Genomic DNA, 23,211 nt, shown 5'->3' on the forward strand with positions numbered 1-23,211 from the left:
ATATGGCATCCGACTCAAGCACCACGCCGCATCCCGGCGAAGCCCACCTGCAGAACGTGGGCCAACGTTTGAACTGGCTACGTGCAGGGGTGCTCGGCGCAAACGACGGCATCGTCTCTACCGCGGGTGTCGTCGTCGGTGTCGCTGCCGCTACACCAAACAACGTACTGGCAATCGCGACGGCCGGTATCGCCGCCGTAGTTGCCGGGGCGTTCTCAATGGCTGGCGGAGAGTATGTTTCGGTGAGCACCCAACGCGACACAGAGAAAGCGCTCATCGCAAAAGAACGGTGGGAGCTCGAAACCATGCCCGAGGAGGAGCTTGAAGAACTCACCGAGCTCTATCGACAGCGGGGCCTCTCAGATGACCTCGCACATCAGGTCGCGGTGCAGCTTACCGAGACGGACGCTCTCGCCGCTCACGCAGAGGTCGAACTCGGAATCGACCATGAAGAGTTCACAAGCCCGTGGGCAGCCGCCGTGTCATCGTTCATTGCGTTCGCCGTTGGAGCGCTGATCCCACTCATCATGATCTTGCTCCCCGTCGGCGGACACCGAGTTTGGATCGCAGCCATCGCAGTTGTGATCGGCCTCTTCCTCACCGGTTGGATCAGCGCTGCGCTCGGTGGCGCGCCGCGCGGTCGCGCAATTCTCCGGAACGTGGTCATGGGCTCAGCGACCATGATCGCCACATACGCCATTGGGGCACTCTTTGGCGTGGCCATCGGATAGGCCGCTTCTCGTGATCCGGCCCGCTTTCATGTGCTAACTCATGTGCTACCGACGCTGCTAGGTTGTGAATCGCGGTGCAGTTATCCACAGGTGGGCCTCGCAGAAACCGCGGAATCATGCGGCAGAACGCCGATTCACGATTTCGTGTGCGAGGGGGAACGGATCAGTTCAAGTCCCCCCTCGCGCACGCGAATGAAATGGCCCCTGACCTGGGATTTTATATCTCAGGTCAGGGGCCGTTCCGCGTTGGAGCCTGAAGAAGCGGCGACCGACTCCTACGCCGTGCTGTATCTCGGAGCCGATGACGATCTGGGGCAAGCGGGCGCGGACGACGAATACCGGATGACCGCCGACACCGATGCGAGGGCCCGTGCGATTCATGAGGGCGACCTCGCCTGCTTCGATGACGGGGCGCCCTCCCCTGCGGAGTAGCGCCCGGCCGCCCCGGGAGCGGCCGGGTTGTCGAATCGCGCACGGATCCGGTAACACTCGGTAGCGGACTGTACGGGGTGGCGGCTTCAGCGTAGCGTGAAGGTGCGGCCGCCGACCGGCTTGCCGCAACGATCGCGCCACGGCGCGGGAGGGAACGTCATGGCGCACGTGTATCTGGGCAACAGCGGACTCAAGGTCTCCGAGATCATCCTGGGCAATTGGCTCACGCACGGATCCTCCGTCGACGACGACACCGCCCATGCGACGGTCCGCGCTGCGCTCGACGTCGGCATCAGCACCTTCGACACCGCCGATGTCTACGCCAACACGCGTGCGGAATCCGTGCTGGGCGAGGCGCTGCGCGGGCAACGACGCGAATCGCTCGAGATCTTCAGCAAGGTCTACTGGCCGACCGGCCCGAAGGGGCCGAACGACGAGGGGCTCTCCAGGAAGCACATCCTCGAGTCGATCGACGGGACGCTGAGCCGGCTCGGCACCGATTACGTGGACCTCTACCAGGCGCATCGCTTCGACACCGAGACGCCGCTCGAGGAGACGATCACCGCGTTCGCGGACGTGGTGCGCTCGGGAAAGGCCCTCTACATCGGGGTCTCGGAGTGGAATGCGGACCAGATCCGCAGGGGAGTGGAACTCGCCCGCGAGGCGAAGATCCAGCTCATCTCGAATCAGCCCCAGTACTCCCTGCTGTGGCGTGTCATCGAGGGCGAGGTGATCCCCGCGTCCGAAGAGCTGGGGCTCTCGCAGATCGTGTGGTCGCCCCTGGCCCAGGGGGTGCTCACCGGCAAGTACCGTCCCGGCGAGCCGCTGCCCGAAGGCTCTCGAGCGGCGCTCGCTGAGCAGAGCGGGGAGCAGCGGAGCCGATTCCTCGAGACGGACGTTCTCGAAGCGGTCGCACGGGTGCTCCCGCTCGCGCAGGAGGCCGGGGTCACGCCGGCCCAGCTCGCGCTCGCCTGGGTGCTGCGCCATCCGAATGTCGCGTCGGCGATCATCGGGGCGTCGCGCCCCGAGCAGGTCGCGAGCAACACGGCCGTGCTTGAGCAGCGGATCGACGACGCGTTGCTGGATCGTGCCGAGGAGATCCTCGCCCCGGTCGCGGTGACGGACCCGGCGGAGACGGTGCGGAACGCGCCGCAGCAGCGCCCCGCGAACCCCTGAACCCTGGGGCGACCCGCATCGCCGGGGATCGCCCGCGCAGGATGAGAAGAGACCTCTGCCACGGCTCGCACTGGGATGCTTGCCGGGTCCGATGCTCTTCGAGAGAGGTAACGCGCAATGTCATTCTGGGAATCGTTCTGGGCCGTCATCGGCTGGTTCTTCTGGGCCACCATCTTCATCGCCTACCTGATGGCGCTCTTCACGGTGCTCGCCGACATCGTGCGCGACGAGAAGCTGAAAGGCTGGGCGAAGGCGATCTGGATCGTCTTCCTGATCTTCGTGCCCTTCCTGACCGCGCTCGTCTACCTCGTCGCTCGGGGCGACGGCATGAGCGAGCGGAACTCGCAGGCCGTCAGAGAGGGCAAGCGCGAGGCCGAGGACTACATCCGCTCGGTCGCGCAGACCGATCCCGCGACGCAGATCGAGAAGGCGGCCCGGCTGCTCGAGAGCGGTGCGATCTCTCAGACCGAGTACGACCAGCTCAAGTCCCGCGCTCTGGCCGTCTGAGACGCGAAGAAGACGGAAGAAGCGGAAATGAGCACCGAAATCCCTGAGCCGAGCGAGGTCTCGTTCGGGCCCGTCGAGTTGAACGTGATCCTGTTCGAGGGCAGCGGCCCCTCGCCGGCGGTGCTGCACGCCCTCGCCGCGCAGATCCGGGGCGGCACGGTCCGGCTGCTCGACTTCGTGGTCGTGGTGAAGTCGGCGAGCGGTGCGATAGAGATCCGCGAGATCGATCCGGTCGAGTTCGGCCTCGCCGAGCTCCACCTCCATGCGCCGGGATTGTCCGCCGAGGAGGACATCGAGGCCCTCGCCGAGCGGGTGCCGAGCGGCGGCGCAGCGGCGATCGTCGCCTTCGAGCTCGTGTGGGCCAGAGAGCTTGCGGAGCGACTCGCCGCTGACGGCAGCGTAGTGGTCGCCACCGAGCGCATCCCGGCGCCCGCGGTCAATGCCGCGGTCGAGCTGGCGTTGGAGAGCTGAGCAGATCGCTCGCCCGAGAGGAGTAGGGAACATGCGAAGAGTTGGACGGCCCGGACTGATCGGTCTCGCGGCTCGCACCGCGGTGGTGACGGGCACGGCGAACGCCATGCAGAATCGCGCGCTGCGCAGGCGACAGGACGCCCAGGCGCAGATGGCGCCGGAGGCCCCGTCGCCCCAGCCGGCGCCGGCGCCTCAGCCGAGCGGGAGCGCGCCGGATCTGACCGCGGAGCTCTCGAAGCTCGCGGAACTCCATTCGTCCGGTCTGCTGACGGCCGAGGAGTTCGCCGCGGCGAAGGCGCGCCTGCTGGGCTGAGCGGCGGGCGGTCCGGGAGCGCCCGGCTCAGGCGAACAGCCGAACCGCGTCCCGTCGGGTGGCGACGCCGAGCTTGCGGTAGATCGCGCGCTGGTGGGTCTTCACGGTGTTGATGGACACCCCGAGCGCCTCCGCGATCTCCTGCGTGGTCTTCGTGGTGCGCAGTTGGGCGAAGACCGTGCGCTCCCGCTCCGAGAGCGCGTCGAGAGGGCCCGAGGCGTGTCGCGGTGAGAGGCAGAGCGTGATGAACTCCTCGTACCGAGTGCCCCAGGCCAGGTGCTCGGTCAGGAGCTTCCGCATCTCGAGCCCGCCGCCGGAGAAGGGGCGCCTCAGGTCTTCGTCGGTCGCGAGTTCGACGGCCTGCTCGGCGAGGTCGTGAGCGCGCTGCTGCTGACCGTCCTGCGCGTGCGCCAGCGCCTCGGTGGCGAGCGAGGAGACCTGCACGTAGGAGATCGCGCGGTACCGTTCCAGCCTGCTCAGCAGTCTCGCGGCGAGGCGCGTCCTCCCGGCCCGCGTCGCGATGCCCGCCAGGATGACCGACACGAGCGGGAGGTCGTCCGCATCCTGATAGTGCGCGACGATCTTGAGTGCGCGATCGCGATGTCCGGCGGCTTCGTGCAGCGACGCGAGCGAGGCGTGTCGGAACGCGGGCCAGGAGACGCCCTGGCGCTCCTCGCGGGGCATCGCCTGCAGTTCCCTCGCTGCGCGGTGGCACGTCTGCGCATCGCGTGAGGCTCCCGCGGTGAACGCGAGCATCATCCGGGCGATGCCCGCGAAAGAGGCGTCGGAACTCCCTCCTCGGATCGCCCGGGTCAGTTCTGCTGCGGCCAGCTCCAGATCGTCGCGCCAGTAGGCGATGAAGCCGGCCGCCGTCGCTGCGGCGCCTCCCGCATAGGCGACCCAGGCCTCGTCGTCGGAGGCCTCCGAGCGGCGGTCCAGCACGTCGCGCGAGCGTCGCAGCTGCCCCGACCAGGCGAGGGCGAACGACAGATTGCTCTGCGCGCGTCCCGCGAGGATGACATCGCCGCCGGCCTCGGCCTCGACGGCGGCCGACGAGAGGAGCTGCACCGCGAGCCTGGGGGAGCGGCGATGCCGCAACTCGGCGAACCCGAGGAGGTAGAGGATCGCGGCGCGAGTGTGCTGCGACATCTCGTCGCCGGATTCGAGCCGGGCCCTCAGCCGCGCCGTGGCGGCCGTCAGTTCGGCGCGATCGTCCAGCAGGAAGAGCGCGGCCTGCGCCCGAACCTCCTCGTAGGCCTCGTCGCGTCCCAGCGCTTCTGCCCGCGCCTCGGCCCGCCCCAGCAGCATGAGCGCGAGTTCCCGTGCGCCGACCACATCGTGGGCGCACGCGCGCACGAGCAGGATGCGCGGGTCGTCGTCGTGAGGCGCGGGGAGTTCCGCGCACCAGCGGTCCAGCGCTGCGGAGTCCGGCCCGACCACCATGCCGACCCAGCGCGAGAGCACCGTGCGCATGGCGGCCTCCAACTCGCCGGCTCTGAGCCAGTAGCTCGCGGCGGAGAGCGGGAGGCCATCCGCTTCCGCGAACGCGGCGGCGGCGGCGAAGGCCCGTTCTCGGCGGCCCGGATCGGTCAGATCGAGAATGCTCCGGCAGTGCCGCGCGAACACCCCGTGCCAGCGGTACACCGCGCCCTTCGGCGAGTCGTAGCGGTCGATGAAGAGTCCGAGGCGCACGCAGCGCTCGAGCAGCTCCGCGGCGTCGTCCCGGCCGGAGACGGCCGCGGCCATCCCGACCGTCATCTCCTCGCAGACGGAGGTCAGCAGCGCGACGTCGGCCAGTTCCCTCGGCACCGCCGAGAGCAGATAGTCGCGAACGTAATCCCGCATCAGCATCTCGTCGGGACTGCGCTTGGCGTCCGGGCTGATGCCCGCCAGCTGCATGAAGCGGATCGCGATCGGCCAGCCCTTCGTCTCGGCGAGGATGGCCTCCGGCGCCGGTCGGGGCGAGGCGCCGGCCGTAAGCCGCGCGATCTCCTCGAGGTCGAAGGCGAGGTCGTTCGCCCGGATCACCTGGTGCGGGCGCGAGAGAATCAGCCGGCTCAGGGAGATCTCGACGTAATTGGTGCCGACGAGGATCAGCCTCAGAGGATCGCAGCCGACGTCGATCAGCGCGCCGAGCAGCCCCTCGTTCAATCGGTCCTGGGCGCGGTGCGCATCGTCGACCACGAGATGCACCGGAGACTCCGCTTCGAGCAGGGCCTCGGCGACGAGGTCGAAGGCGGTCTCGGGCTCGAGCTCGCCCGGTTCGAGCTCGAGCAGGCCCCGGAGATCCTCCCCGCCATCCGAGCGGGCGAGCTCCTGCAAGGCTTGGAGCACCCCGATCCCGATCCTGGCGGGATCCGTGTCGAAAGGACCCAGGGTCAGCCAGGCCGCTCTGCCGAGGCGCTCGCCCGCCCACTCCGCGACGGCCGAGGTCTTCCCGTAGCCGCTCGGCGCGGCGACGAGCAGCACCGGATCGGCGGAGAGCCGTTCGTCGATCAGCTCGAGCAGCCGAGGGCGTTCCAGGTGAGCCTGCTGGCGCCTCGGAGGACGGAATCTGCTCGGTCCGTCTGACGCGCGCTCGACGGTTCGGACGGCCATACCAGTAATCTAGGGTGCTCGACCGGTCTCTGGGAACCCCATCACCCGCGGAGTGTGACTCCTCGTGACGGGAGCGGGGGGCCGTGGCGGATACTGGTCGTACGGCCGTGTCACGGCCGCAGACCTAGGAGGGTAGGGATCATGCCACAGACCGAGCCGAGCGATTTCGTACGCGCAGCGCACGAGGAGGCCTATGCCGGGCTTCCGTTCGAGGACACTCGCGATTTCGACGATGCCGCGCGCGGACTGATCGCCCGCCTCGAACCGGGAGTCGTGCTGAACGACGCCGGAGCGGTGGTGTGGGACAACGACTCCTACGACTTCCTCGCGCAGCAGGAGCAGGCGCCCGCCACGGTGCACCCGAGTCTCTGGCGGCAGTCGCGGCTGAACGCCATCCAGGGCCTGTTCGAGGTGGTGCCGGGCATCTATCAGGTGCGCGGCCTCGATCTCTCGAACCTCACCATCGTCGAGGGCGACACCGGCGTGATCATCGTCGATGCGCTCACCTCCCGCGAGCCGGCCGCGGCGGCGCTGCGGCTGTATCGAGAGCACCGCGGCGACCGGCCGGTGAAGGCCGTCGTCTACACCCACTGCCACGTCGACCACTTCGGCGGGGTGCTCGGGGTGATCGACCAGGAGAGCGTCGACCGCGGGGAGGTGCGCGTGATCGCCCCCGAGGGCTTCACCGAGCACGCGATCGCGGAGAACGTCTACGCCGGGGCGGCGATGGCGCGGCGGGCCGGATACATGTACGGGGCGGCGCTGGACCGCGGCCCTGCGGGGCAGGTCGGCGCCGGTCTCGGCCAGGCGCCCTCGACCGGCACGGTCGGGCTCGTCGTGCCGACCGATTTCATCACCGCGACCGGTCAGACGATCACGGTCGACGGCGTCGAGATCGAGTTCCAACTGGCCCCAGGCACGGAGGCCCCGGCGGAGATGCACCTCTACTTCCCGCGCTATCGCGCCTTCTGCATCGCCGAGAACGCGACCCACACCCTGCACAACCTGCTCACCCTCCGCGGCGCGGTCGTGCGGGATCCGCACGGCTGGGCGGGCTACCTCACCGAGGCGGTCGACCTCTTCGCGGAGCGCAGCGACGTGATCTTCTCGCCGCACCACTGGCCCACGTGGGGGAGCGACCGGATCCGCGAGTTCCTCTCCCTCCAGCGGGATCTGTACGCCTACCTCCACGACCAGGCGCTGCGTCTCATCAACCGGGGCTTCCAGGGAGCCGAGATCGCCGAGAGCCTCGAACTGCCGCCGGCGCTCGAGCGGGCCTGGCACGCCCGCGGCTACTACGGCTCGGTGAGTCACAATCTCAAAGCCATCTACCAGCGCTACATGGGCTGGTTCGACGGCAATCCGGCGCGACTGTGGCCGCACGAGCCCGGCGCTCAGGCACGGCGCTACGTCGAGGCCATCGGAGGGCTGGATCGGGTGCTCCAGATCGCGCGCGACGCCTACGACGCGGGCGACTACCGCTGGGCCGCCACCCTGCTCGATCACGCGGTGTTCACCGATGCCGACCATGCCGGAGTCCGCGAGCTCTACGCCGCCACGCTGGATCAGCTCGCCTACACGGTGGAGAACGCCACCTGGCGCAACTTCTTCCTCTCCGGCGCGACCGAACTGCGGGGTCGGAACTTCGGCACTCCGACCGAGACCACGCCGGTCGAGGTGCTCCGACAGCTCTCCCCGTCGCAGGTGTTCGACTCGATCGCGATCCGGGTCGACGGGCCGCGCGCGTGGGACGAGTCGCTGTCGCTCGACATCGTGTTCTCCGACCTCGACGAGACCTATCGACTGGTCCTCCGCAACGGGGTGCTGATCCACCGGCTCAGGATCGACGGAGACGGAGGCGCCGACGCCACCGTCACCGCGGCGACCAAACTGCGGCTGCTCGCGCTGCTCGCAGGGGACGAGACCTCGGACGGCATCGAGATCGCTGGAGATGCCGGGGTGCTCGGCAGGCTCACGGCCGTGCTGGATGCGCCGGATCCCTCCTTCAACATCGTCCTGCCGTGAGCTGAGAACGGCGGACGTGCCGGTCAGCGCAGCTCGATCGGCACGTCCGCTCCACCCTCCTCGGTCAATCGCGACCCCATCCGCACCAGTTGCGGCTCGCGCGCGAAGCCACCGGCGAACAGGGCCTGGCCCTGGGAGAAACCCGGAGAACGCCGGATGAGCTCGCCGGGGGCGTAGCCGAAGATCTGCGAGAGCTCCTCGAGGTCGCGGGGCGAGCTCATCTTCATGAGCGCGAGGTTGTCGCACTGCGAGATCGCGTTGGGGTGCAGCTTCGAGGGGCGCTGCGTCGAGAGCAGCAACCAGATGCCGTACTTGCGGCCCTCCGCGGCGATCTGCACGATCCGGTCGGTCAGCAGCCGGGCCAGTGGAGTCGTGGCCTCGGGGGAGCAGAGATTGTGGGCCTCGTCGATCACCACGAGCCGACCGATCCGCTCGTGCCGCCCGGCCCAGAGGCGATCGAGCACCGCGAGCGCCGCGGCCTGCATCTGGGCGGTCGAGTCGAAGCCGCCGATGTCGACGACGGTCGCGTCCGCCCGTTCGCTCAGCACGTCGGTCACGTCCGGTCCGCCCCAGGCCCAGAGGTCCCACTCGGCGACGCCGAGATTCTCGATGCGGGTGGCGACCCGCTGGAACGCGGGTTCGGGGCGCTCGCGCAGCCAGGCGACGAGCGGCTGGTCGAGACCGGCGAGCAGGTCGGCCTCGACGCGCAGAACCGCGTTGAAGTCCTCCGCGTCGAGCACCGGATCCATCTGCAGGATCGCGGCCCGGGAACGCACGTCGAGGTCGACGAAGCGCACCCGCAGCGGATCGCCGTGGCCGGAGCCGGAGCGCAGCACCCGCACATCGCGCTCCGCGAGGCGCGCAGCCGATTCGGGCGCCGCGTCCTCCCGCACCCCTCCGAGATGGACGAAATCGGAGTTCGGGTCGAGGATCACGAGCGGCAACCGCGTGTGCAGGAGCACCTGCTCGAGCAGCACGCCGAGCGCGTAGGTCTTCCCCGAACCGCTCTGCCCGCACCAGAAGGTGTGACGGTTGAGGCGACTGGCCTGCAGCACGGCGGGCGCATCCGAGTCGAGGAGGGTTCCGATGGGCAGCTGTTCCGACATGCAGACCAAGCTATCCGATCGCCCGAGGGGGCGGTGGGGACCGCTCGCCCCCTCGGGGTGAGCGGTCGTCGACTCGGCGGCGATCCGGGCCTAGGGTGGCCTCAGATCGGATCCGAACCGTGTCCGAGAGGAGGGCGCCGATGACCGGGGTACTGGCTGGTTTCGAGCTCCGGAACCTGGGGAGCGAGCTGCTCGCGGGCATCACGCTCGTGACGATCGCTATCCCGCTGAACATCGGCTACGCCCAGATCGCCGGACTGCCGCCCACGGCCGGGCTGTACGCGCTCATCGTGCCCACCGTCGTCTACGCGCTGACGGTGTCGTCCCGTCAGGTCGTCGTGTCTCCGGATGCGGCTGCCGCGGCCCTCGTCGCCTCCTCGCTCGGCGGGCTGGCCGCAGCCGGCTCCGATGCGTACCTCACGATGGCGCTCGCGCAGGCGATCATCTGCGGTGCGGTCCTTCTGCTCATGGCGGTGTGCAGACTCGGCTTCCTCGCGAATTTCCTCTCCGAACCGATCCTGGTCGGCTTCGTCGGCGGACTCGCGCTCGACATCCTCGTCTCTCAGGCCGCGAAGATGCTCGGCATCCATCTGGAATCCGGTGAGGAGTTCGTCGGCAAGCTCATCGGACTGATCGGCGGGCTCGTCGAGGCGAACCCCTGGTCCGCCCTGATCTCCGCGCTGTCGCTCGGCGTCATCGTCCTCGGGCGGCGTCTCTCCCCGCTCGTGCCCTGGGCCCTGATCGTGCTGGTCGGCGCCACCGCCGCGGTCGCGGTCGCCGGTGCTGAGGAGGCCGGCGTCGCCGTGCTGGGGGAGGTGCCCGCCGGCCTGCCCGTGCTCACCCTGCCGACGCTCGGTCTGCACGAGTGGCTGCTACTGATCCCCTCCGCACTCGCGCTGACCGCGGTGATCTCGGTCGAGGGGCTGCTCGTATCCCGGTCCTACGCCGAGAGACGCGGCTATCCGGTGGACGCCGACCGGGATCTCGCCGCCTACGGTCTCGCGAACGTCGCCGCGGGTCTGAGCGGAAGCTTCTCCGTCGGCTCCTCGACCTCGCGCACGGCGGCGATGGACCAGGCCGGATCCCGCACGCAGCTGCCCTCGCTGCTGCTCGCCGCGGTCACCCTGATCCTGCTCCTCTTCGGCACCGGACTTCTGGAGAGCATTCCCTCGCCCGCCATCGGCGCGATCGTCGCGGTGGCCGTCGCGCCGCTCCTGGGGCTGCGCAAGCTCCGTCGGCTGTGGCGGCTCGACCGCTTCGAGTTCGCGGTGGCCGCCGTCTGCTTCCTCGTCACCGTGCTCGTGGGGTCGATTCCGGGGATCATCGTGGCCTTCGTGCTCGCACTGATCAACCTCGCGCGTCGCGCTGCCCACCCCGCGATCGACGTGCTCGCCGTGCCCGGGGAGGCCGGAGCCGCCCCGGTCTCCCCGGATGCGGACTCGGAGCGGCTGATCGCCGGCTCGGGCACGGTCTCCGCGCCCGGTGTGCTGGTGATCCGACTGGCGGCGCCGCTCTTCTTCGCCAATGCGGAGGAGTTCATGCGGACGATCCGCCGCTCCGTCGACGCCGCAGCGGAGTCCGGGGAGCCCGTGCGCCATCTGGTGCTCGACCTCGAGGCGGTGACCGATGTCGACGTCACCGCCGCCGACGGATTCGCGCGGCTGCGGGAATGGCTCGACGCACGCCAGATCGAGATCGGTTTCAGCCGGGTCAGAACCGGTGCGCTTCCTCGCCTCCGGCGGTTCGGCGTGATCGCCGAACCGGATCGGGTCTACGCGAGCAACAGGGAGGCGCTGCGCCATACGCGCGAGCGCTGACGGGGGTCCTGGGCATCATGTCCCGCCCGCGCCCTCCGGCGGCGAGTGGCCCTGAGCATCCGAGGAGGCCGCTCACCGCTCCCGCGACGGCCGACGCAGCAGCTCGACCGCGAGCAGCACGAGCAGGACGACGAGCAGCGTGGTCACGACGCCGGCCGCCGTGGGCGGGCGGTTCAGGAAGAGGACGACCACCCCGACCCCGATCGTCGCGAGCACGATCGCGGACCGCCAGCGCTCGACCGCGCGTCCGAAGGAGTCCGTGCTCAGACCGCGTCGATCCGCCGCCCCGCGCGCCGCGGAGAAACCGGTCTCCGCCGCGCCGCGGATCGCCCGCGCCGGGCGGGATCCGCCGGCCATCCAGCCGCCGAGGGCGAGGAAGATGCTGAGCACGACCATCGCCAGGATCGTCGACGACATGAGGAGCGTGAGCTGGTCGAAGACGAGATGCGCCGTCGCCGCGGGCATGATCGAGGGGCTGACCGCCCCCGCGAAGAACTGCTTGCCGATGCCCAGGCCGGCCGCGAGCAGCAGGAACGAGACGGTGAGGCCGGCTCCCGCCCAGGCGAGCGCGCGCGGACGATCCCGCGCGAGGGCGACTCCCACGCCGAGCAGCGCGAGGACGATCCAGGGCAGCCAGTAGCCCGCCGCGACCGCGATCTGGTAGACCGTGCGCACGAGCACGAGCGAGTCCGCGGTGAGAATCGGGATCGCGCGATCGATCTCGGGGATGCTCTCGGCGAAGCCGAGGCCGCGCCCGGCGAGTACGTCCTTCACCTCGCGGATGACGCTGCTGAGCTGGAGCGAGAGCGTGCCGTCCTCCGAGAGCTGCAGCGCCGCGTTCGGATCCCCCTGGATCACGGCGACCGCACGCCCGTGGGTCTCGCGCAGAGCGCCCTCCCAGAGCTGCGCGAACTGCGGCGACGAGACGAGTTGCTCGACACCCGTCCTGATGAGCGATCGCATGCCCTCGGCCGCGGGGCCCTGCAGCAGCGGGACCGCGGCCTTCGCTCGCGGCGGGAGGTCGAGCTCCTCGATGCCGGCGAAGAGATCGGACACGAGGCCGTCGACGTCGACGTTCTCCTCGATGCCCTGCACCACCTGATCGGTCACGAGCGACTGGACGGCGGGCTGCTCGGCGAGCGGCGCGAAGGTCTGCACGAAGCGGTCCGTGTCGACGAGTTGCAGCCGCGCCCAGGTGCCGAGCGCGGCCACCGGGGCGAGCAGCACGCTCACGACCACGAGGACGACGGCGACCGCGGTGCGCGCCCGGCCGCCTGCCGGTGCGCGCCCGGTCTCCGGCCGCCGGGCCGCGGCCGCGAGTTCCCGGTTCCTGTCCTCGAGCTCGCGGCTCCGCTGCTCGAGTTCGAGGATGCGAGCTCGAAGCGCATGGACGTCGTCCGATGCCCCCATGATTCCTCCGTCCCCGGGCGGCCCCTCCGTCCCGGGGCCGCGTCACCGGCCACTTCAGCCTATCCGCGCACCTCGCGGGGCTGCTCTCACCCGTTGCGGGTGGTGCGCCGAGAGGATCCGACGCGCGGAGAGCTCCGGGAGCGCAGAAGCTCGCCGACCTTCACGGTGACCACGCCGGCGATGATGAGGGCCGCTCCGAGCCACTGGATCGCCGTCGGCACGACCGAGAGGAGCACGATCGTCCAGACGATCCCGAACATCGCCTCCGAATAGCCGGTGAAGCTGGCGACGGTCGCGCCGAGGCGCCGGGAGGCGGCCACGCCCAGCACGTAGGCGCAGACGGTCGACACCAGCACCATGCCCGCGACGGCCGCCGCCGCGGGCACCTCCGCGTCGGCGATCGTGACGGGCGAGGACGAGATCCGGAACGGGAGCAGGCCGACGGCGCTCACGATCCCGAGCCCGACTGCGGCCAGCGCGAGACCGAGACCGACGAAGGGCAGCGGGGCGATGCCGTGCTCCTGCGAGGCGCCCGTCGCGAAGTAGGCGGCGTTGCCGACCGCTGCGACCAGCGCGAAGAGGATGCCCAGCGGATTCAGGGCGCCGCCCGCGAGCACGCCGGAGATCGCGACGAGGCCCAGAACCGCGAGTGCGGCCCCGAGCAGGGTGACGCCGGACGGCGCGAGCCTCGTCCGCGCCCAGGTCCAGAGCATCAGCAGCACCGGCCCCATGAACTCGATCAGCAGGGCGAGGCTGGGAGGGATGAACTGGACGGCGACGAAGAACGAGAGCTGGCACGCCACGATCGCGAGCAGACCGAACAGGAGGATCGTGCGCCATGCCCGGAGCACCCGGGACCACTGACCTCGGAGCATCACGAGCGTGGGGATCAGCAGGGCGAGCGCCGCGAAGAGGATACGGGCCGTCGTGGCCGCGCCGGGCGACCACCCCGAGGAGATGAGCGCGCTCGCGAAGATCCCCGACAGCGCGAAGCACGCCGCGGAACCGATGGCCAGCACGAAACCGGCGAAAGAGAACCCGCGCGCCGCACGCACCGCCGTCACCTCCGAGATATCGTCGCCGACACCGTCCGGGCGGTGGCGCGCTGTCCACCCCCGATCCTATCCGGATCGTGGGTGGGGGAAACAAATCGTCACTCCCGGCCTGCTCTCGGTACGCTGGTAGTCATGAGCGATGCACCGCACGGCGCCGCAGCCGAGGCCGCGCTTTCCGAGACGGCTCGGATCGCCCGTGATCTGATCCGCTTCGACACCTCGAACCGCGGGGGCGGCGATGCCAACCCCGAGGCCGAGGCCGCCGCCTACGTCTCCGACTACCTGCGCGCGCTCGGCCTCGAGCCGATCACGATCGAGTCCGAGCCGGGGCGCGCGAGCGTGATCGCTCGGGTCGAGGGAGGCGAGCCCGAGCTTCCGGCCCTGGTGCTGCACGGGCACCTCGACGTCGTCCCGGCCGACCCGGCGAACTGGTCCGTGGATCCCTTCGCCGGCGTGGTCAAGGACGGCATGCTGTGGGGGCGCGGAGCCGTCGACATGAAGGACATGGACGCCATGATGCTGACCGCCGTCGCGGAGCTGCTGCGCGCCGGCGAGCGCCCCAGGCGGACGCTCATCCTCGCGTTCTTCGCCGATGAGGAGAACGGCGGGGTCTACGGCTCCCACCATCTCGTGCGGCATCACCCCGAGCTGTTCGCGGGCGCGGGCACGGCGATCAGCGAGGTGGGCGGGTACTCGGTGGAGCTGGGCGGCACCCGTGCCTACCTGCTGCAGACCGGCGAGAAGGCCATGGACTGGATCCGGCTGCGCGCGCGCGGCACTGCGGCGCACGGCTCCCGCGTGTGGCACGACAACGCGGTCACCCGGCTGGCGGAGGCCGTGGCCGCGCTGGGACGGCACGACTGGCCGCTCGCGCTCTGCGACACCACGAGAGAGCTGATCGACTCGATCGCCGGGATCCTGGGGGAGGATCCGCAGGAGGTCGGCGCGGAGCAACTGGTGCTGCGCGCGGGCAAGGGTGCCGGCTTCATCCAGGCGAGCCTGCGGAACACCTCGAACCCCACCGTGCTCGCCGCGGGCTACAAGCACAACGTCATCCCGGACACCGCCGAGGCGCTCGTGGACGTGCGATCGCTCCCCGCCGATCAGCCGGGCATCCTCGCCGAGGTGCAGCGGATCGTGGGCGAGGACATCGAGATCGACGTCCTGCACAGCGACATCGGCTTGGAGGTGCCGTTCGCGGGGGAGGCCGTCGACGCCATGATCGCGAGCCTGCGCGTCCATGATCCCGAGGCGCGGGTGCTGCCCTACCTGCTGTCGGGCGGGACCGACAACAAGGCGCTCTCGCGCCTGGGCATCACCGGCTACGGCTTCGTGCCGCTGCGCCTGCCGGCAGACCTCGATTTTCCGGGGATGTTCCACGGGGTCGATGAGCGCGTGCCGCTCGAGGCCCTCGATTTCGGGCATCGCGTGCTGGTGGACCTGCTGCGCAGCTATTGACGAGTAGGGTGGACGCTGGCCCGCGTCGGGCCTGATTCGGTGCGCGGTCGAGCGCGGAAAGGTGAGGCATGGGCTTCTTCGAGGCGATCCTGCTCGGCATCATTCAGGGACTCACCGAGTTCCTCCCCATCTCCTCCAGCGCCCACCTGCGCATCGCGAGCGAGCTGCTCGGCATCGGCGATGCCGGGGCCTCGTTCACCGCCATCACCCAGCTGGGCACGGAGGCGGCGGTCGTCGTGTTCTTCTGGAAGGACATCGTCCGGATCATCGGGAGATGGTTCCGTTCGCTCGCCGGATCGGTGCCCCGGCGCGACCCCGATGCCCTCATGGGGTGGTGGATCATCCTCGGCACGGTGCCGATCGTGCTGCTCGGGCTGCTCTTCGAGGACGCCATCGACAGCACCCTGCGCTCGCTCTGGTTCGTCGCCTTCGCCCTGATCGTCTTCGGCATCTTGCTCGGAGCCGCGGACCGCTACGCCAAGCAGGAGCGAGAGCTGTCGCAGCTGAACTGGAAGCACGGCCTGCTCTTCGGACTGGCGCAATCCCTCGCCCTCATCCCCGGCGTATCGCGCTCGGGGGGCACCATCACCGCCGGCCGCCTCATGGGCTACACGCGCGAGGCCGCGGCTCGCTACTCCTTCCTGCTCGCCATTCCCGCGGTGTTCGGATCGGGCGGCTACAAGCTGATCAAGTCGATCGGGGATCCGGTCGCGGCGCCACCGGGGCCGACCGCCGCGGCCACCGTCGTGGCGTTCGTCGTCGCTCTCGTGGTCATCGGCGTGTTCATGCGGTACATCTCCCGGGGCAGCTTCATGCCCTTCGTCGTGTACCGGGTACTGCTCGGTCTCGTGATCATCGTGCTGCTCGCGACGGGAACGATAGACGCCGAGAGCGGCGCGACAGCGGCGACCGCCGCGAGCGGAGGAGTGACACCGTGAGAACCTGGACACCGCCCGTCCTGCCGGCCCTGACCGGAGCCGGGGACGCCCCGAGGCTCTTCAACACCGCGACGGAGAGGATCGAGCATCCTCCGATCGCCGAGGGGCGCGCCACGCTGTACGTGTGCGGGATCACTCCCTACGACGCGACCCATCTCGGCCACGCCGCGACCTATCTGGCGTTCGACGTTCTGCTCCGGGCCTGGCGCGACGCCGGGATCGAGACGCGCTACGCGCAGAACATCACCGACATCGACGACCCGCTGCTCGAACGCGCCGGGCAGACCGGCGTGGACTGGAGAGCACTCGCGGATGAGCAGATCGGCCTCTACCGCAGCGATATGCACCGGCTCGGCATGATTCCGCCGGACAGCTTCGTCGCGGTGACGGAGCGCATCGGGGAGATCTCCGAAGCGGTACGACGGCTCCTCGATCTCGGGCTCGCCTATTCCGTGCCCGCGGCGGAGTCGAAGGGCGACGACCTCTACTTCGACACCCTCGAAGCCGAACGTCTCACCCAGTGGCGCCTAGGCGACGTCGCCCCCTACGACCGTGCGCTGATGGAGCTGCTCAGCGCCGAACGCGGCGGCGATCCCGAACGCCCGGGCAAGCGCTCCCCGCTCGATCCGCTGCTCTGGCGCGCCGCTCGCGCGGGCGAACCGGAGTGGGACTCCGCGGTCGGCCCCGGGAGGCCCGGCTGGCACATCGAGTGCTCGGTCATCGCCGCCGCCGAGCTCGGCAGCGCGTTCACGGTGCAGGGCGGGGGATCGGATCTCATCTTCCCTCACCACGAGTTCACGGCCGCCCACGCCACGGCCCTCTCCGGGATGCCGCTCGCGCACGCCTACTGCCATGTCGGACTCGTCGGCTACCAGGGGCACAAGATGTCGAAATCGCGGGGCAATCTGGTGCTCGTCTCCGAGCTGCTGGATCGCGGGGCCGACCCGTCCGCGCTGCGTCTCGCGCTGCTCGCGCACCACTACCGCTCGGAGTGGGAGTGGCTCGACTCGGACCTCGATACGGCCCGTCGCAGACTCGACGCCTGGCGGGCCGGACTGACCCGGGTCTCGGCGGATCCGGCGGACTCCGTCGCGGTGCTGCAGCAGTTGCGGCAGTCGCTCGCGAACGATCTCGACACCCCCGTCATGCTCGCCGCGCTCGACTCGGCCCTGGACCGCGGGGTGGACGATCCCGAGACGGTCGCCGCCGCCGTCCAAGCGCTGCTCGGCGTGAGCCTGACCGGCGACTGATCGGCTCCGGGGCCTCCTACGGCTTCTCGTCCGGGTCGATGTTCAGGAACTTCTCGAACTCGTGCGCGATGGCCTCGCCCGTCGCCTCGGGGGCCGAGGCGGTGTCGCGGGCCTCCTCGAGATGACGGATGTACTGCGCCATGTCCTCGTCGGAGGCCGCGATCCGGTCGATGTTCGACTCCCACTCGTTCGCCTCGCTGAGCAGGTCGCCCCGCGGGATCACCACGTCGAGCAGTTCCTCGAGCTTGTCGAGGATCGCGAGCGTCGCCTTGGGCGAAGGGGCGCTGTGCACGTAGTGGGGCACCTGCGCCCACAGCGCGAGCACGGGGATCTGCGCCTCCACGAGCGCCAGCTCGACCACCGTGTTGATGCCGACCGGGCCCTCGTAGTCGCTCCGCGTCGCGCCGGTCCGGGAACGCAGCTCCGGATCCTCGCTCGTGAGCGTCGTGATGATGGGACGGGAATGCGGCGCGTCGGAGAACAGCGACCCGATCAGGATCACCGTGTCGACCTCCCAGGAGTCGATCAGCTCCACGATCTCCTCGGTGAACGCCGCCCAGTCCCGCGCGGGCTCGACCCCGGCGAGCAGGAAGATCTCCGATACCTCGCTGCCGTCGAGGTAGTGCACGTTCTCGGGCTCGTCGCCGGTGCTCTCCCCGCCGTCGGCGCCCGGCCGCCGTACCGTGCCGTAGAGTCTGGTCTCGGGCCAGTCGATCACTCGCCGTCCCGAACGGTCGAAGGCGACCTTGGGCCGGTGGACCTGGAAGTCCACGAAGCCGTCGGCGCCGACGGCGTGCAGCGGCTCCGCGTCGATCAGCTCGCCGAGATGCTGCAGCGCCGTCGTGCTCGCGGCGCCGGCGTCGCTCCAGCCCTCGAAGGCGGCGAGCAGCACGCGCGGGTGGGCGATGGATTCGTCTTCTGCGTTCATGCGCCTTCCCGCCCGGTGCGCACTTCTCGGTCCAGCTCCGTGCTCATCCACCCAGGATAGCCCGGTCGGCGAGGAGGAAGCCGCGCGAGGCCGACGAGGGGTGGGGCGACGCCGGCGACGCGACCTCTAAACTCTGAGGGTGACCACACCACCGCTCGCCGCCGTCCTGTGGGACATGGACGGCACACTGATCGATTCCGAACCGCTCTGGCTCGAGGCCGAGCTCGAGATGCTGCGGCGCTACGGCGTCGAGATGACGCCGGACACGCACCGGAGGCTGATCGGCTCCGGCCTCTGGGAGGCCGCGGAGCATTTCCGGGAGCTGGGCGTCCCGCTGAGCGCGGACGACATCGTCGCCGAATGGGTGCGCGGGGTGAGCGAGGGCGCCGCGCAGCAGGGCCTGAGCTGGCGCCCGGGCGCCCGCGAGCTGCTCGCGTCCCTCGCCGCGCACGGGATCACGAGCGTGCTCGTGACGATGTCCGTCCGTTCCTTCGCTGAGCAGGTGACGTCCGAACTGCCCGCGAACAGCTTCGCGGCGATCGTCGCCGGAGACGAGGTGCGGCATCCGAAGCCCCACCCCGAGCCCTATCTGCTCGGCGCGCGCGCCGCGGGGGCGCCGATCGAGCGGTGCCTGGCGATCGAGGATTCGCCCACGGGCCTGCGCGCGGCGGTCGCCTCGGGCGCCGTCGCGATCGGCGTGCCCAATCTGATCGGGCTCGAGGGCGAACGCGCGCACGGCATCTGGGATTCGCTGCTCGGCGTCGACGCGGCGGGCCTGCGGGATCGGTTCTCCGCGCTCCGCTCGATACACTTCTCCTCGTGAACGACGAGACATCTGCGGCCCCCGGCCCGGCGAGGAGCGGCCCGTTCGTCATCGGCGACCGGGTCCAGCTGACCGGGCCGAAAGGCCGCCTGCACACCATCACCCTGGTCGCAGGAGGCGAGTTCCACAGCCACCGAGGGCTGCTGCGGCACGATGAACTGGTCGGCCTGCCGGACGGCTCGGTCGTCGCGAACAGCAGCGGCGAGCCCTACCTCGCCCTGCGCCCTCTGCTGAGCGACTTCGTCATGTCGATGCCGCGCGGAGCCGCCATCGTCTACCCCAAGGACGCCGCGCAGATCCTCTCGCTCGCCGACGTGTTCCCCGGAGCCCGCGTGGTCGAGGCCGGAGTGGGCTCAGGTGCCCTCTCGCTGCACCTGCTGCGGGCGGTCGGGCCGGAGGGGGAACTGCTGTCGTTCGAACGGCGAGAGGAGTTCGCACAGATCGCCCGGGCCAATGTCGCGGCCTTCCACGGGGCGGCGCCTCCGAACTGGTCCGTGACGGTCGGCGATCTGCAGGAGCAGCTGCCGGCACGCTGCGCGGCCGGATCCGTCGACCGCGTCGTGCTCGACATGCTCGCTCCCTGGGAGTGCGTGGCAGCGGCCGCAGCGGCGCTCAGGCCCGGAGGCGTCGTCCTCTGCTACGTCGCGACGGTGACCCAGCTGTCCCGTGTGGCCGAGGAGCTGCGACGCAGCGCCCAGTTCACGCATCCGCAGGCGAACGAGACGATGGTGCGCGGCTGGCACGTCGAGGGATTGGCGGTGCGACCGGACCACCGGATGGTCGCCCACACCGGGTTCCTGATCTCGGCTCGGAGGCTCGCGCCCGGCACCGTGCTGCCCGAGCGGAAGCGCCGGGCGTCGAAGAGCGACTACAGCGAAGCGGACGTGGCCGCCTGGACGCCCGACCTGGTGGGGGAGGCGGGCGCCGACTGGACGCCCGAGACCATCGGCCAGTGGTCGAAGAGCGAGAAGGCCCTGCGGAAGAAGGTGCGCGAGGCCCAGCGGTTCGCTGAGGATCGCGGAGCTCCGGATCAGATAAGCTGAACGGGTTGCCGAGTCTCCCGAGAGGTCTTCATGCGTCGTCGAATCATCCCCGCCGCCGTGTCCGCGGCGCTGCTCGTGACCGGGCTGACCGCGTGCACCTCCGCGGAGTCCCCGGCTACCGTCTGCGAGAACCCGCTCCAGCCCGGCGTGCTGAGCAATGCGGTGACCGGTGAGCCGTCCGCGATCGGGGAGGGCGCCAACGACATCCTCAACGCCCAGCGCAGCCTGATCGTCGAGGCGCAGGAGCGATCCGATACGGCCGCTCCCGGCGGCATCGTCGTGGCCGACGTCACGCTCTTCGACGCGGTCACCGGCCAGGTTCTCGACGAGCGCGAGGGCGCCCCGCATCTCGCGCTTCCGGAAGACCTGATCGGCGAAGCCTCGGCGGCGCTGAGCAGCTCGGACAGCAACTCGATCGGCGCGGATTTCCTGATCGCCGCCGCGCTGCTGTGCACCGCTCCGGGCGACAGCGTGGCCGTGGCCATGACCCCGCAGCAGGCGCAGGCGTCCCAGCTCGGATCCGATGCCATCGCGGCCGTGATCGCGGTGCGGAGCGTGTTCCGCACGCAGGCGGAGGGCTCCGAACGCGCGCTGCCGAACGGCTTCCCGGCGATCGCTGTGAACGACGCCGGACGCCCGGGTGTCGTCCTCCCGCCGGCCTCCGGCCCGAGCGAGGCGCGCGTGGCACCGCGGGTGCTCGGGACCGGCGAGGAGATCACCGCCGAGAGCATGGCCATCGGCCAGGCCCTGACGGTGGACTGGAGCGGCGAGGTCGTGCAGAACACCTGGGAGAGCGGACTCGTCGCGTTCGGAACCGAGGCCGAGGCGAACCCCACGTTCCCGTTCCGTGAGCAACTGACGGGGTACCCGGTGGGATCCCAGGTCGTGATTCTCGACCCGGGCGAAGGCGAGCCCGTCGTCCATGTCGTGGATATCCTCGCGGCGAGCTGAGCCCGGGAGTCCGCGGTGGTGCCGGAGGACCCGCGGCGGCAGGGGAGCGGGACGCGGAGGATCCCCGGGGAGCAGCGGGTCTTCAGCCTGATCCTCGCGCTCGTCGCCAGCCCGGACGGACTGAACAAGAGCCAGCTGCTCGGCACCGTCTACGGGTACTCGGACCGCTACTCCCGCGGCCGGGCCGATACGGCGCTCGAGCGGCAGTTCGAGCGGGACAAGGACCAGGTCAGGGAGCTCGGCATCCGCATCGAGACGGTCGACGATCCGGGCGATCCGGGGAACAACCGCCTGACCAGATACCGGATCTCCAAGGGGCTGCTGCAGGTGCCGCCGGAGATCTCCTTCAGCGCCCGCGAGCTGGCTCTGCTGCGTCTGGCGGCGCTGTCGTGGCGCGAGGGCAGTCTCACCTCGGAGTCCCGGAGGTCGGCGATGAAGCTCGAGGCGCTCGGCGCCGGCCTCGACCCTCAGCATCTCGGCATCGCCCCCCGCCTGGGTCTCTCCGAGGCGGTCGCGCCCGCGCTGCGCCGCGCGATCGAGCAGGAGTCCGTGGTGGTGTTCGAGTACCGCACCCCCCGTCACGAGACGGCGACCGAGCGGCGCGTCGCTCCGCTGCGTCTGCACCGCGCAGCCGGGCGCTGGCATCTGATCGCCTACGATCTGGAGCGCGAGGACGACCGGGTCTTCCTCCTCTCCAGGATCGGCGGCGATGTCCGGGTCCTCTCCCGAGGCTACGATCCGGTCCTGAAGGATCGTGCCGACCGGACCGTCGACGAACTGCTGCGCCTGCAGCGGGACCGTCGCGTCACCGTCCTCGTCCGGCCGGGAACGTCCGCCGCGGCCCGCTTCCGCGGCCGAGCCGAGGCGACCGGGGGATCGGCCGGCCCGGCGGAGCACTCCTCGCTCCCGGGGGCGGAGGGCCAGGAGCGGATCGAGTTCGGCACGCTCGACTACCCGTTGCTGGCCGAGGAGATCGCCGGCTTCGGAGATCAGCTCGCGGTCGAAGAGCCGGCCGAGCTGCGCGGGCTGGTGACGGGCCTGCTGCTGCGGGTGCGGGACGATCACGCCCAGGCCGCCGCAACGGGCGCGCCCGCGGTCGGACGCGATGCGGCGCAGAGCTCCGCGGGACGCGGACGATCCGCTCGCCGGGCACCCGCACTGCGCACGCAGGAGCGCGTGGTCCTGCTGCTCTCCCTGGTGCCCTACCTGGTGGAGCACGGCGAGGTGAAGGTCTCCAGGCTCGCCGAGGTCTTCGAGGTCGATTCCGCGCTGCTGCGGGAGTTGATCGCCTTTCTCGGGACCGCCGGCATCCCCGGGGAGACCAGCACATACCAGGACGAGGATCTCTTCGACATCGACTGGGACGCCTTCGAGCGGGAGGACCTGGTGCGCCTCACCAGGATCATCGCCGTGGACGACGCCCCGCGCTTCTCAGCCGCTGAGCAGGCCGCACTGCTCGCGGGCCTGCACGCGCTGACCCCGCTGCTCCCGGAGAGCGAACTGGAGCACGCGGCGAGTGCCGCGGCGAAGCTGGCGGCCGCCGCGGACCCGGACGGCTCAGCTCCGACGCTCTCGGTGACCGCCGATGCGGCCGATCCGGTCGTCGCCGGTCTCGCCGCGTCCGTGGAGGAGCGGCGGCGGATCGGTTTCGTCTACCGCGATCTGCACGGCACGGCCACGCGGCGGGTCGTCGAGCCGATCGCGCTCTTCCAGGGCGACGCGGGCTGGTACCTCCGCGCCTACTGTCTCGATCGCGCCGCCGACCGCACTTTCCTGGTGGACGCCATGAGCGACATCCGCGTGCTCGCCGAGCGCGCGGAGCACCGGCCCGCCGAGGTGCCCGCTCTCTCCGACATCGTCCCGTCGGAACTGCCGATCCTCGCGCATGCGCGCGTGCGCGTCGGCGGCACCGGCTCCGACCCGATGCGCAGCATCTCGGCCTTCTCACCGCGCGCGGTCGGCCCCGTCGAGCACGGCGAGCTCCCGGTCGAGATCGGTCTCGCGCATCTGCACGCCGCCGTCAGGCTGGTGCAGTCGGCTCCTGGAGCGGTCGTGGTCACCGCCCCGGCGGAGGCGGTGAGCCGCGTCAGGGAATGGGCCGAGCGAGTGCTCACCCGCTACGGAATAGAATGACGGGGTGGCAGCGGAGAAGCGGGGGCGGGTGAAGAACCCCGAGGGC

The 23,211-nt window shown here is 70.4% G+C and carries 20 protein-coding genes; 15 read left to right on the forward strand and 5 right to left on the reverse strand.

Annotation, left to right across the window (positions count from 1 at the left end):
- The first annotated feature begins 2 nt into the window (after positions 1 to 2).
- The 6 genes from J4H92_RS11280 (at position 3) to J4H92_RS11305 (ending at position 3,630) form a co-directional block, all read left to right on the forward strand.
- Positions 3 to 731, forward strand: coding sequence for a VIT1/CCC1 transporter family protein (locus J4H92_RS11280; RefSeq protein WP_054682433.1), 729 nt, complete (start codon positions 3 to 5; stop codon positions 729 to 731).
- A gap of 246 nt (positions 732 to 977) precedes the next feature.
- Positions 978 to 1,163: a hypothetical protein gene (locus J4H92_RS11285; protein ID WP_208098292.1), complete on the forward strand. Its 186-nt coding sequence runs from the start codon at positions 978 to 980 to the stop codon at positions 1,161 to 1,163.
- A 159-nt stretch (positions 1,164 to 1,322) separates the two neighbouring features.
- On the forward strand, positions 1,323 to 2,339 hold the full coding sequence (locus tag J4H92_RS11290) for an aldo/keto reductase family protein (protein ID WP_208098293.1): 1,017 nt from the start codon (positions 1,323 to 1,325) through the stop codon (positions 2,337 to 2,339).
- A 117-nt stretch (positions 2,340 to 2,456) separates the two neighbouring features.
- Positions 2,457 to 2,846, forward strand: a complete 390-nt coding sequence (locus tag J4H92_RS11295) for an SHOCT domain-containing protein (RefSeq protein WP_208098294.1) — start codon at positions 2,457 to 2,459, stop codon at positions 2,844 to 2,846.
- Between the two features lie 27 nt (positions 2,847 to 2,873).
- The gene (locus J4H92_RS11300) at positions 2,874 to 3,317 is read left to right on the forward strand and encodes a DUF6325 family protein (protein WP_208098295.1); all 444 of its coding nucleotides are present in this window, start codon (positions 2,874 to 2,876) and stop codon (positions 3,315 to 3,317) included.
- Positions 3,318 to 3,348: 31 nt separating this feature from the next.
- On the forward strand, positions 3,349 to 3,630 hold the full coding sequence (locus J4H92_RS11305; protein WP_208098296.1) for an SHOCT domain-containing protein: 282 nt from the start codon (positions 3,349 to 3,351) through the stop codon (positions 3,628 to 3,630).
- 27 nt (positions 3,631 to 3,657) lie between these two features.
- On the opposite strand, the gene J4H92_RS11310 is transcribed toward J4H92_RS11305, so the two are convergent.
- Positions 3,658 to 6,228, reverse strand: a complete 2,571-nt coding sequence (locus J4H92_RS11310; RefSeq protein ID WP_208098297.1) for a winged helix-turn-helix domain-containing protein — start codon at positions 6,226 to 6,228, stop codon at positions 3,658 to 3,660.
- A gap of 141 nt (positions 6,229 to 6,369) precedes the next feature.
- Here J4H92_RS11310 and J4H92_RS11315 point away from each other — a divergent pair, with 141 nt between their 5' ends.
- Positions 6,370 to 8,253 carry an alkyl/aryl-sulfatase gene (locus J4H92_RS11315; protein ID WP_208098298.1) on the forward strand — a complete coding sequence of 628 codons (1,884 nt, stop codon included), beginning with the start codon at positions 6,370 to 6,372 and terminating at the stop codon, positions 8,251 to 8,253.
- Between the two features lie 23 nt (positions 8,254 to 8,276).
- On the opposite strand, the gene J4H92_RS11320 is transcribed toward J4H92_RS11315, so the two are convergent.
- Positions 8,277 to 9,359, reverse strand: coding sequence for an ATP-binding protein (locus J4H92_RS11320; RefSeq protein WP_208098299.1), 1,083 nt, complete (start codon positions 9,357 to 9,359; stop codon positions 8,277 to 8,279).
- Between the two features lie 140 nt (positions 9,360 to 9,499).
- Between J4H92_RS11320 and J4H92_RS11325 the strand changes: the two genes are divergently transcribed.
- Positions 9,500 to 11,176 carry a SulP family inorganic anion transporter gene (locus J4H92_RS11325; RefSeq protein ID WP_208098300.1) on the forward strand — a complete coding sequence of 559 codons (1,677 nt, stop codon included), beginning with the start codon at positions 9,500 to 9,502 and terminating at the stop codon, positions 11,174 to 11,176.
- 72 nt (positions 11,177 to 11,248) lie between these two features.
- Here the strand turns inward: J4H92_RS11325 and J4H92_RS11330 are convergent, their stop codons facing one another.
- Both J4H92_RS11330 and J4H92_RS11335 read right to left on the reverse strand, forming a co-directional pair.
- Positions 11,249 to 12,586, reverse strand: coding sequence for a hypothetical protein (locus tag J4H92_RS11330; protein WP_208098301.1), 1,338 nt, complete (start codon positions 12,584 to 12,586; stop codon positions 11,249 to 11,251).
- A gap of 86 nt (positions 12,587 to 12,672) precedes the next feature.
- Positions 12,673 to 13,650: an EamA family transporter gene (locus J4H92_RS11335; protein WP_341783081.1), complete on the reverse strand. Its 978-nt coding sequence runs from the start codon at positions 13,648 to 13,650 to the stop codon at positions 12,673 to 12,675.
- A 123-nt stretch (positions 13,651 to 13,773) separates the two neighbouring features.
- Here J4H92_RS11335 and J4H92_RS11340 point away from each other — a divergent pair, with 123 nt between their 5' ends.
- The 3 genes from J4H92_RS11340 (at position 13,774) to mshC (ending at position 17,287) form a co-directional block, all read left to right on the forward strand.
- Positions 13,774 to 15,099 carry a M20/M25/M40 family metallo-hydrolase gene (locus J4H92_RS11340; RefSeq protein WP_208098302.1) on the forward strand — a complete coding sequence of 442 codons (1,326 nt, stop codon included), beginning with the start codon at positions 13,774 to 13,776 and terminating at the stop codon, positions 15,097 to 15,099.
- A 68-nt stretch (positions 15,100 to 15,167) separates the two neighbouring features.
- Positions 15,168 to 16,037 carry an undecaprenyl-diphosphate phosphatase gene (locus J4H92_RS11345; protein ID WP_208098303.1) on the forward strand — a complete coding sequence of 290 codons (870 nt, stop codon included), beginning with the start codon at positions 15,168 to 15,170 and terminating at the stop codon, positions 16,035 to 16,037.
- Positions 16,034 to 17,287 (forward strand): cysteine--1-D-myo-inosityl 2-amino-2-deoxy-alpha-D-glucopyranoside ligase, encoded by a 1,254-nt coding sequence (mshC, locus tag J4H92_RS11350; RefSeq protein WP_208098304.1) that lies wholly within the window; start codon positions 16,034 to 16,036, stop codon positions 17,285 to 17,287. The genes J4H92_RS11345 and mshC overlap by 4 nt, the downstream gene beginning before the upstream one ends.
- A 16-nt stretch (positions 17,288 to 17,303) precedes the next feature.
- Here mshC and J4H92_RS11355 read toward each other — a convergent pair whose 3' ends face one another.
- A complete protein-coding gene (locus J4H92_RS11355; RefSeq protein ID WP_208098305.1) occupies positions 17,304 to 18,215 on the reverse strand; it encodes a proteasome assembly chaperone family protein in 912 nt (303 codons plus the stop codon).
- A 139-nt stretch (positions 18,216 to 18,354) separates the two neighbouring features.
- Here J4H92_RS11355 and J4H92_RS11360 point away from each other — a divergent pair, with 139 nt between their 5' ends.
- Genes J4H92_RS11360 through J4H92_RS11375 form a run of 4 tightly spaced genes read left to right on the forward strand, consistent with a single transcriptional unit; the run spans position 18,355 to position 23,165 of the window.
- The gene (locus tag J4H92_RS11360; RefSeq protein WP_341783082.1) at positions 18,355 to 19,038 is read left to right on the forward strand and encodes an HAD family hydrolase; all 684 of its coding nucleotides are present in this window, start codon (positions 18,355 to 18,357) and stop codon (positions 19,036 to 19,038) included.
- Positions 19,035 to 20,081: a tRNA (adenine-N1)-methyltransferase gene (locus J4H92_RS11365; RefSeq protein ID WP_208098306.1), complete on the forward strand. Its 1,047-nt coding sequence runs from the start codon at positions 19,035 to 19,037 to the stop codon at positions 20,079 to 20,081. Before J4H92_RS11360 ends, J4H92_RS11365 begins: the two co-directional genes overlap by 4 nt.
- Before the next feature lie 30 nt (positions 20,082 to 20,111).
- Positions 20,112 to 21,032 (forward strand): hypothetical protein, encoded by a 921-nt coding sequence (locus J4H92_RS11370; RefSeq protein WP_208098307.1) that lies wholly within the window; start codon positions 20,112 to 20,114, stop codon positions 21,030 to 21,032.
- Positions 21,033 to 21,047: 15 nt separating this feature from the next.
- The gene (locus tag J4H92_RS11375) at positions 21,048 to 23,165 is read left to right on the forward strand and encodes a WYL domain-containing protein (protein ID WP_208098308.1); all 2,118 of its coding nucleotides are present in this window, start codon (positions 21,048 to 21,050) and stop codon (positions 23,163 to 23,165) included.
- Positions 23,166 to 23,211 lie beyond the last annotated feature (46 nt).

Origin of the sequence: Leucobacter weissii (assembly GCF_017565745.1) — a bacterium.
Lineage (GTDB): Bacteria > Actinomycetota > Actinomycetes > Actinomycetales > Microbacteriaceae > Leucobacter > Leucobacter weissii.

Excerpts from the sequence above, each read along its gene's own strand:
- J4H92_RS11280 (WP_054682433.1), top strand. The coding sequence starts at position 3 with ATGGCATCCGACTCAAGCACCACGCCGCATCCCGGCGAAGCCCACCTG.
- J4H92_RS11290 (WP_208098293.1), top strand. The coding sequence starts at position 1,323 with ATGGCGCACGTGTATCTGGGCAACAGCGGACTCAAGGTCTCCGAGATC.
- J4H92_RS11295 (WP_208098294.1), top strand. The coding sequence starts at position 2,457 with ATGTCATTCTGGGAATCGTTCTGGGCCGTCATCGGCTGGTTCTTCTGG.
- J4H92_RS11300 (WP_208098295.1), top strand. The coding sequence starts at position 2,874 with ATGAGCACCGAAATCCCTGAGCCGAGCGAGGTCTCGTTCGGGCCCGTC.
- J4H92_RS11305 (WP_208098296.1), top strand. The coding sequence starts at position 3,349 with ATGCGAAGAGTTGGACGGCCCGGACTGATCGGTCTCGCGGCTCGCACC.
- J4H92_RS11310 (WP_208098297.1), bottom strand. The coding sequence starts at position 6,228 with ATGGCCGTCCGAACCGTCGAGCGCGCGTCAGACGGACCGAGCAGATTC.
- J4H92_RS11315 (WP_208098298.1), top strand. The coding sequence starts at position 6,370 with ATGCCACAGACCGAGCCGAGCGATTTCGTACGCGCAGCGCACGAGGAG.
- J4H92_RS11320 (WP_208098299.1), bottom strand. The coding sequence starts at position 9,359 with ATGTCGGAACAGCTGCCCATCGGAACCCTCCTCGACTCGGATGCGCCC.
- J4H92_RS11325 (WP_208098300.1), top strand. The coding sequence starts at position 9,500 with ATGACCGGGGTACTGGCTGGTTTCGAGCTCCGGAACCTGGGGAGCGAG.
- J4H92_RS11330 (WP_208098301.1), bottom strand. The coding sequence starts at position 12,586 with ATGGGGGCATCGGACGACGTCCATGCGCTTCGAGCTCGCATCCTCGAA.
- J4H92_RS11340 (WP_208098302.1), top strand. The coding sequence starts at position 13,774 with ATGAGCGATGCACCGCACGGCGCCGCAGCCGAGGCCGCGCTTTCCGAG.
- J4H92_RS11345 (WP_208098303.1), top strand. The coding sequence starts at position 15,168 with ATGGGCTTCTTCGAGGCGATCCTGCTCGGCATCATTCAGGGACTCACC.
- J4H92_RS11355 (WP_208098305.1), bottom strand. The coding sequence starts at position 18,215 with ATGAACGCAGAAGACGAATCCATCGCCCACCCGCGCGTGCTGCTCGCC.
- J4H92_RS11370 (WP_208098307.1), top strand. The coding sequence starts at position 20,112 with ATGCGTCGTCGAATCATCCCCGCCGCCGTGTCCGCGGCGCTGCTCGTG.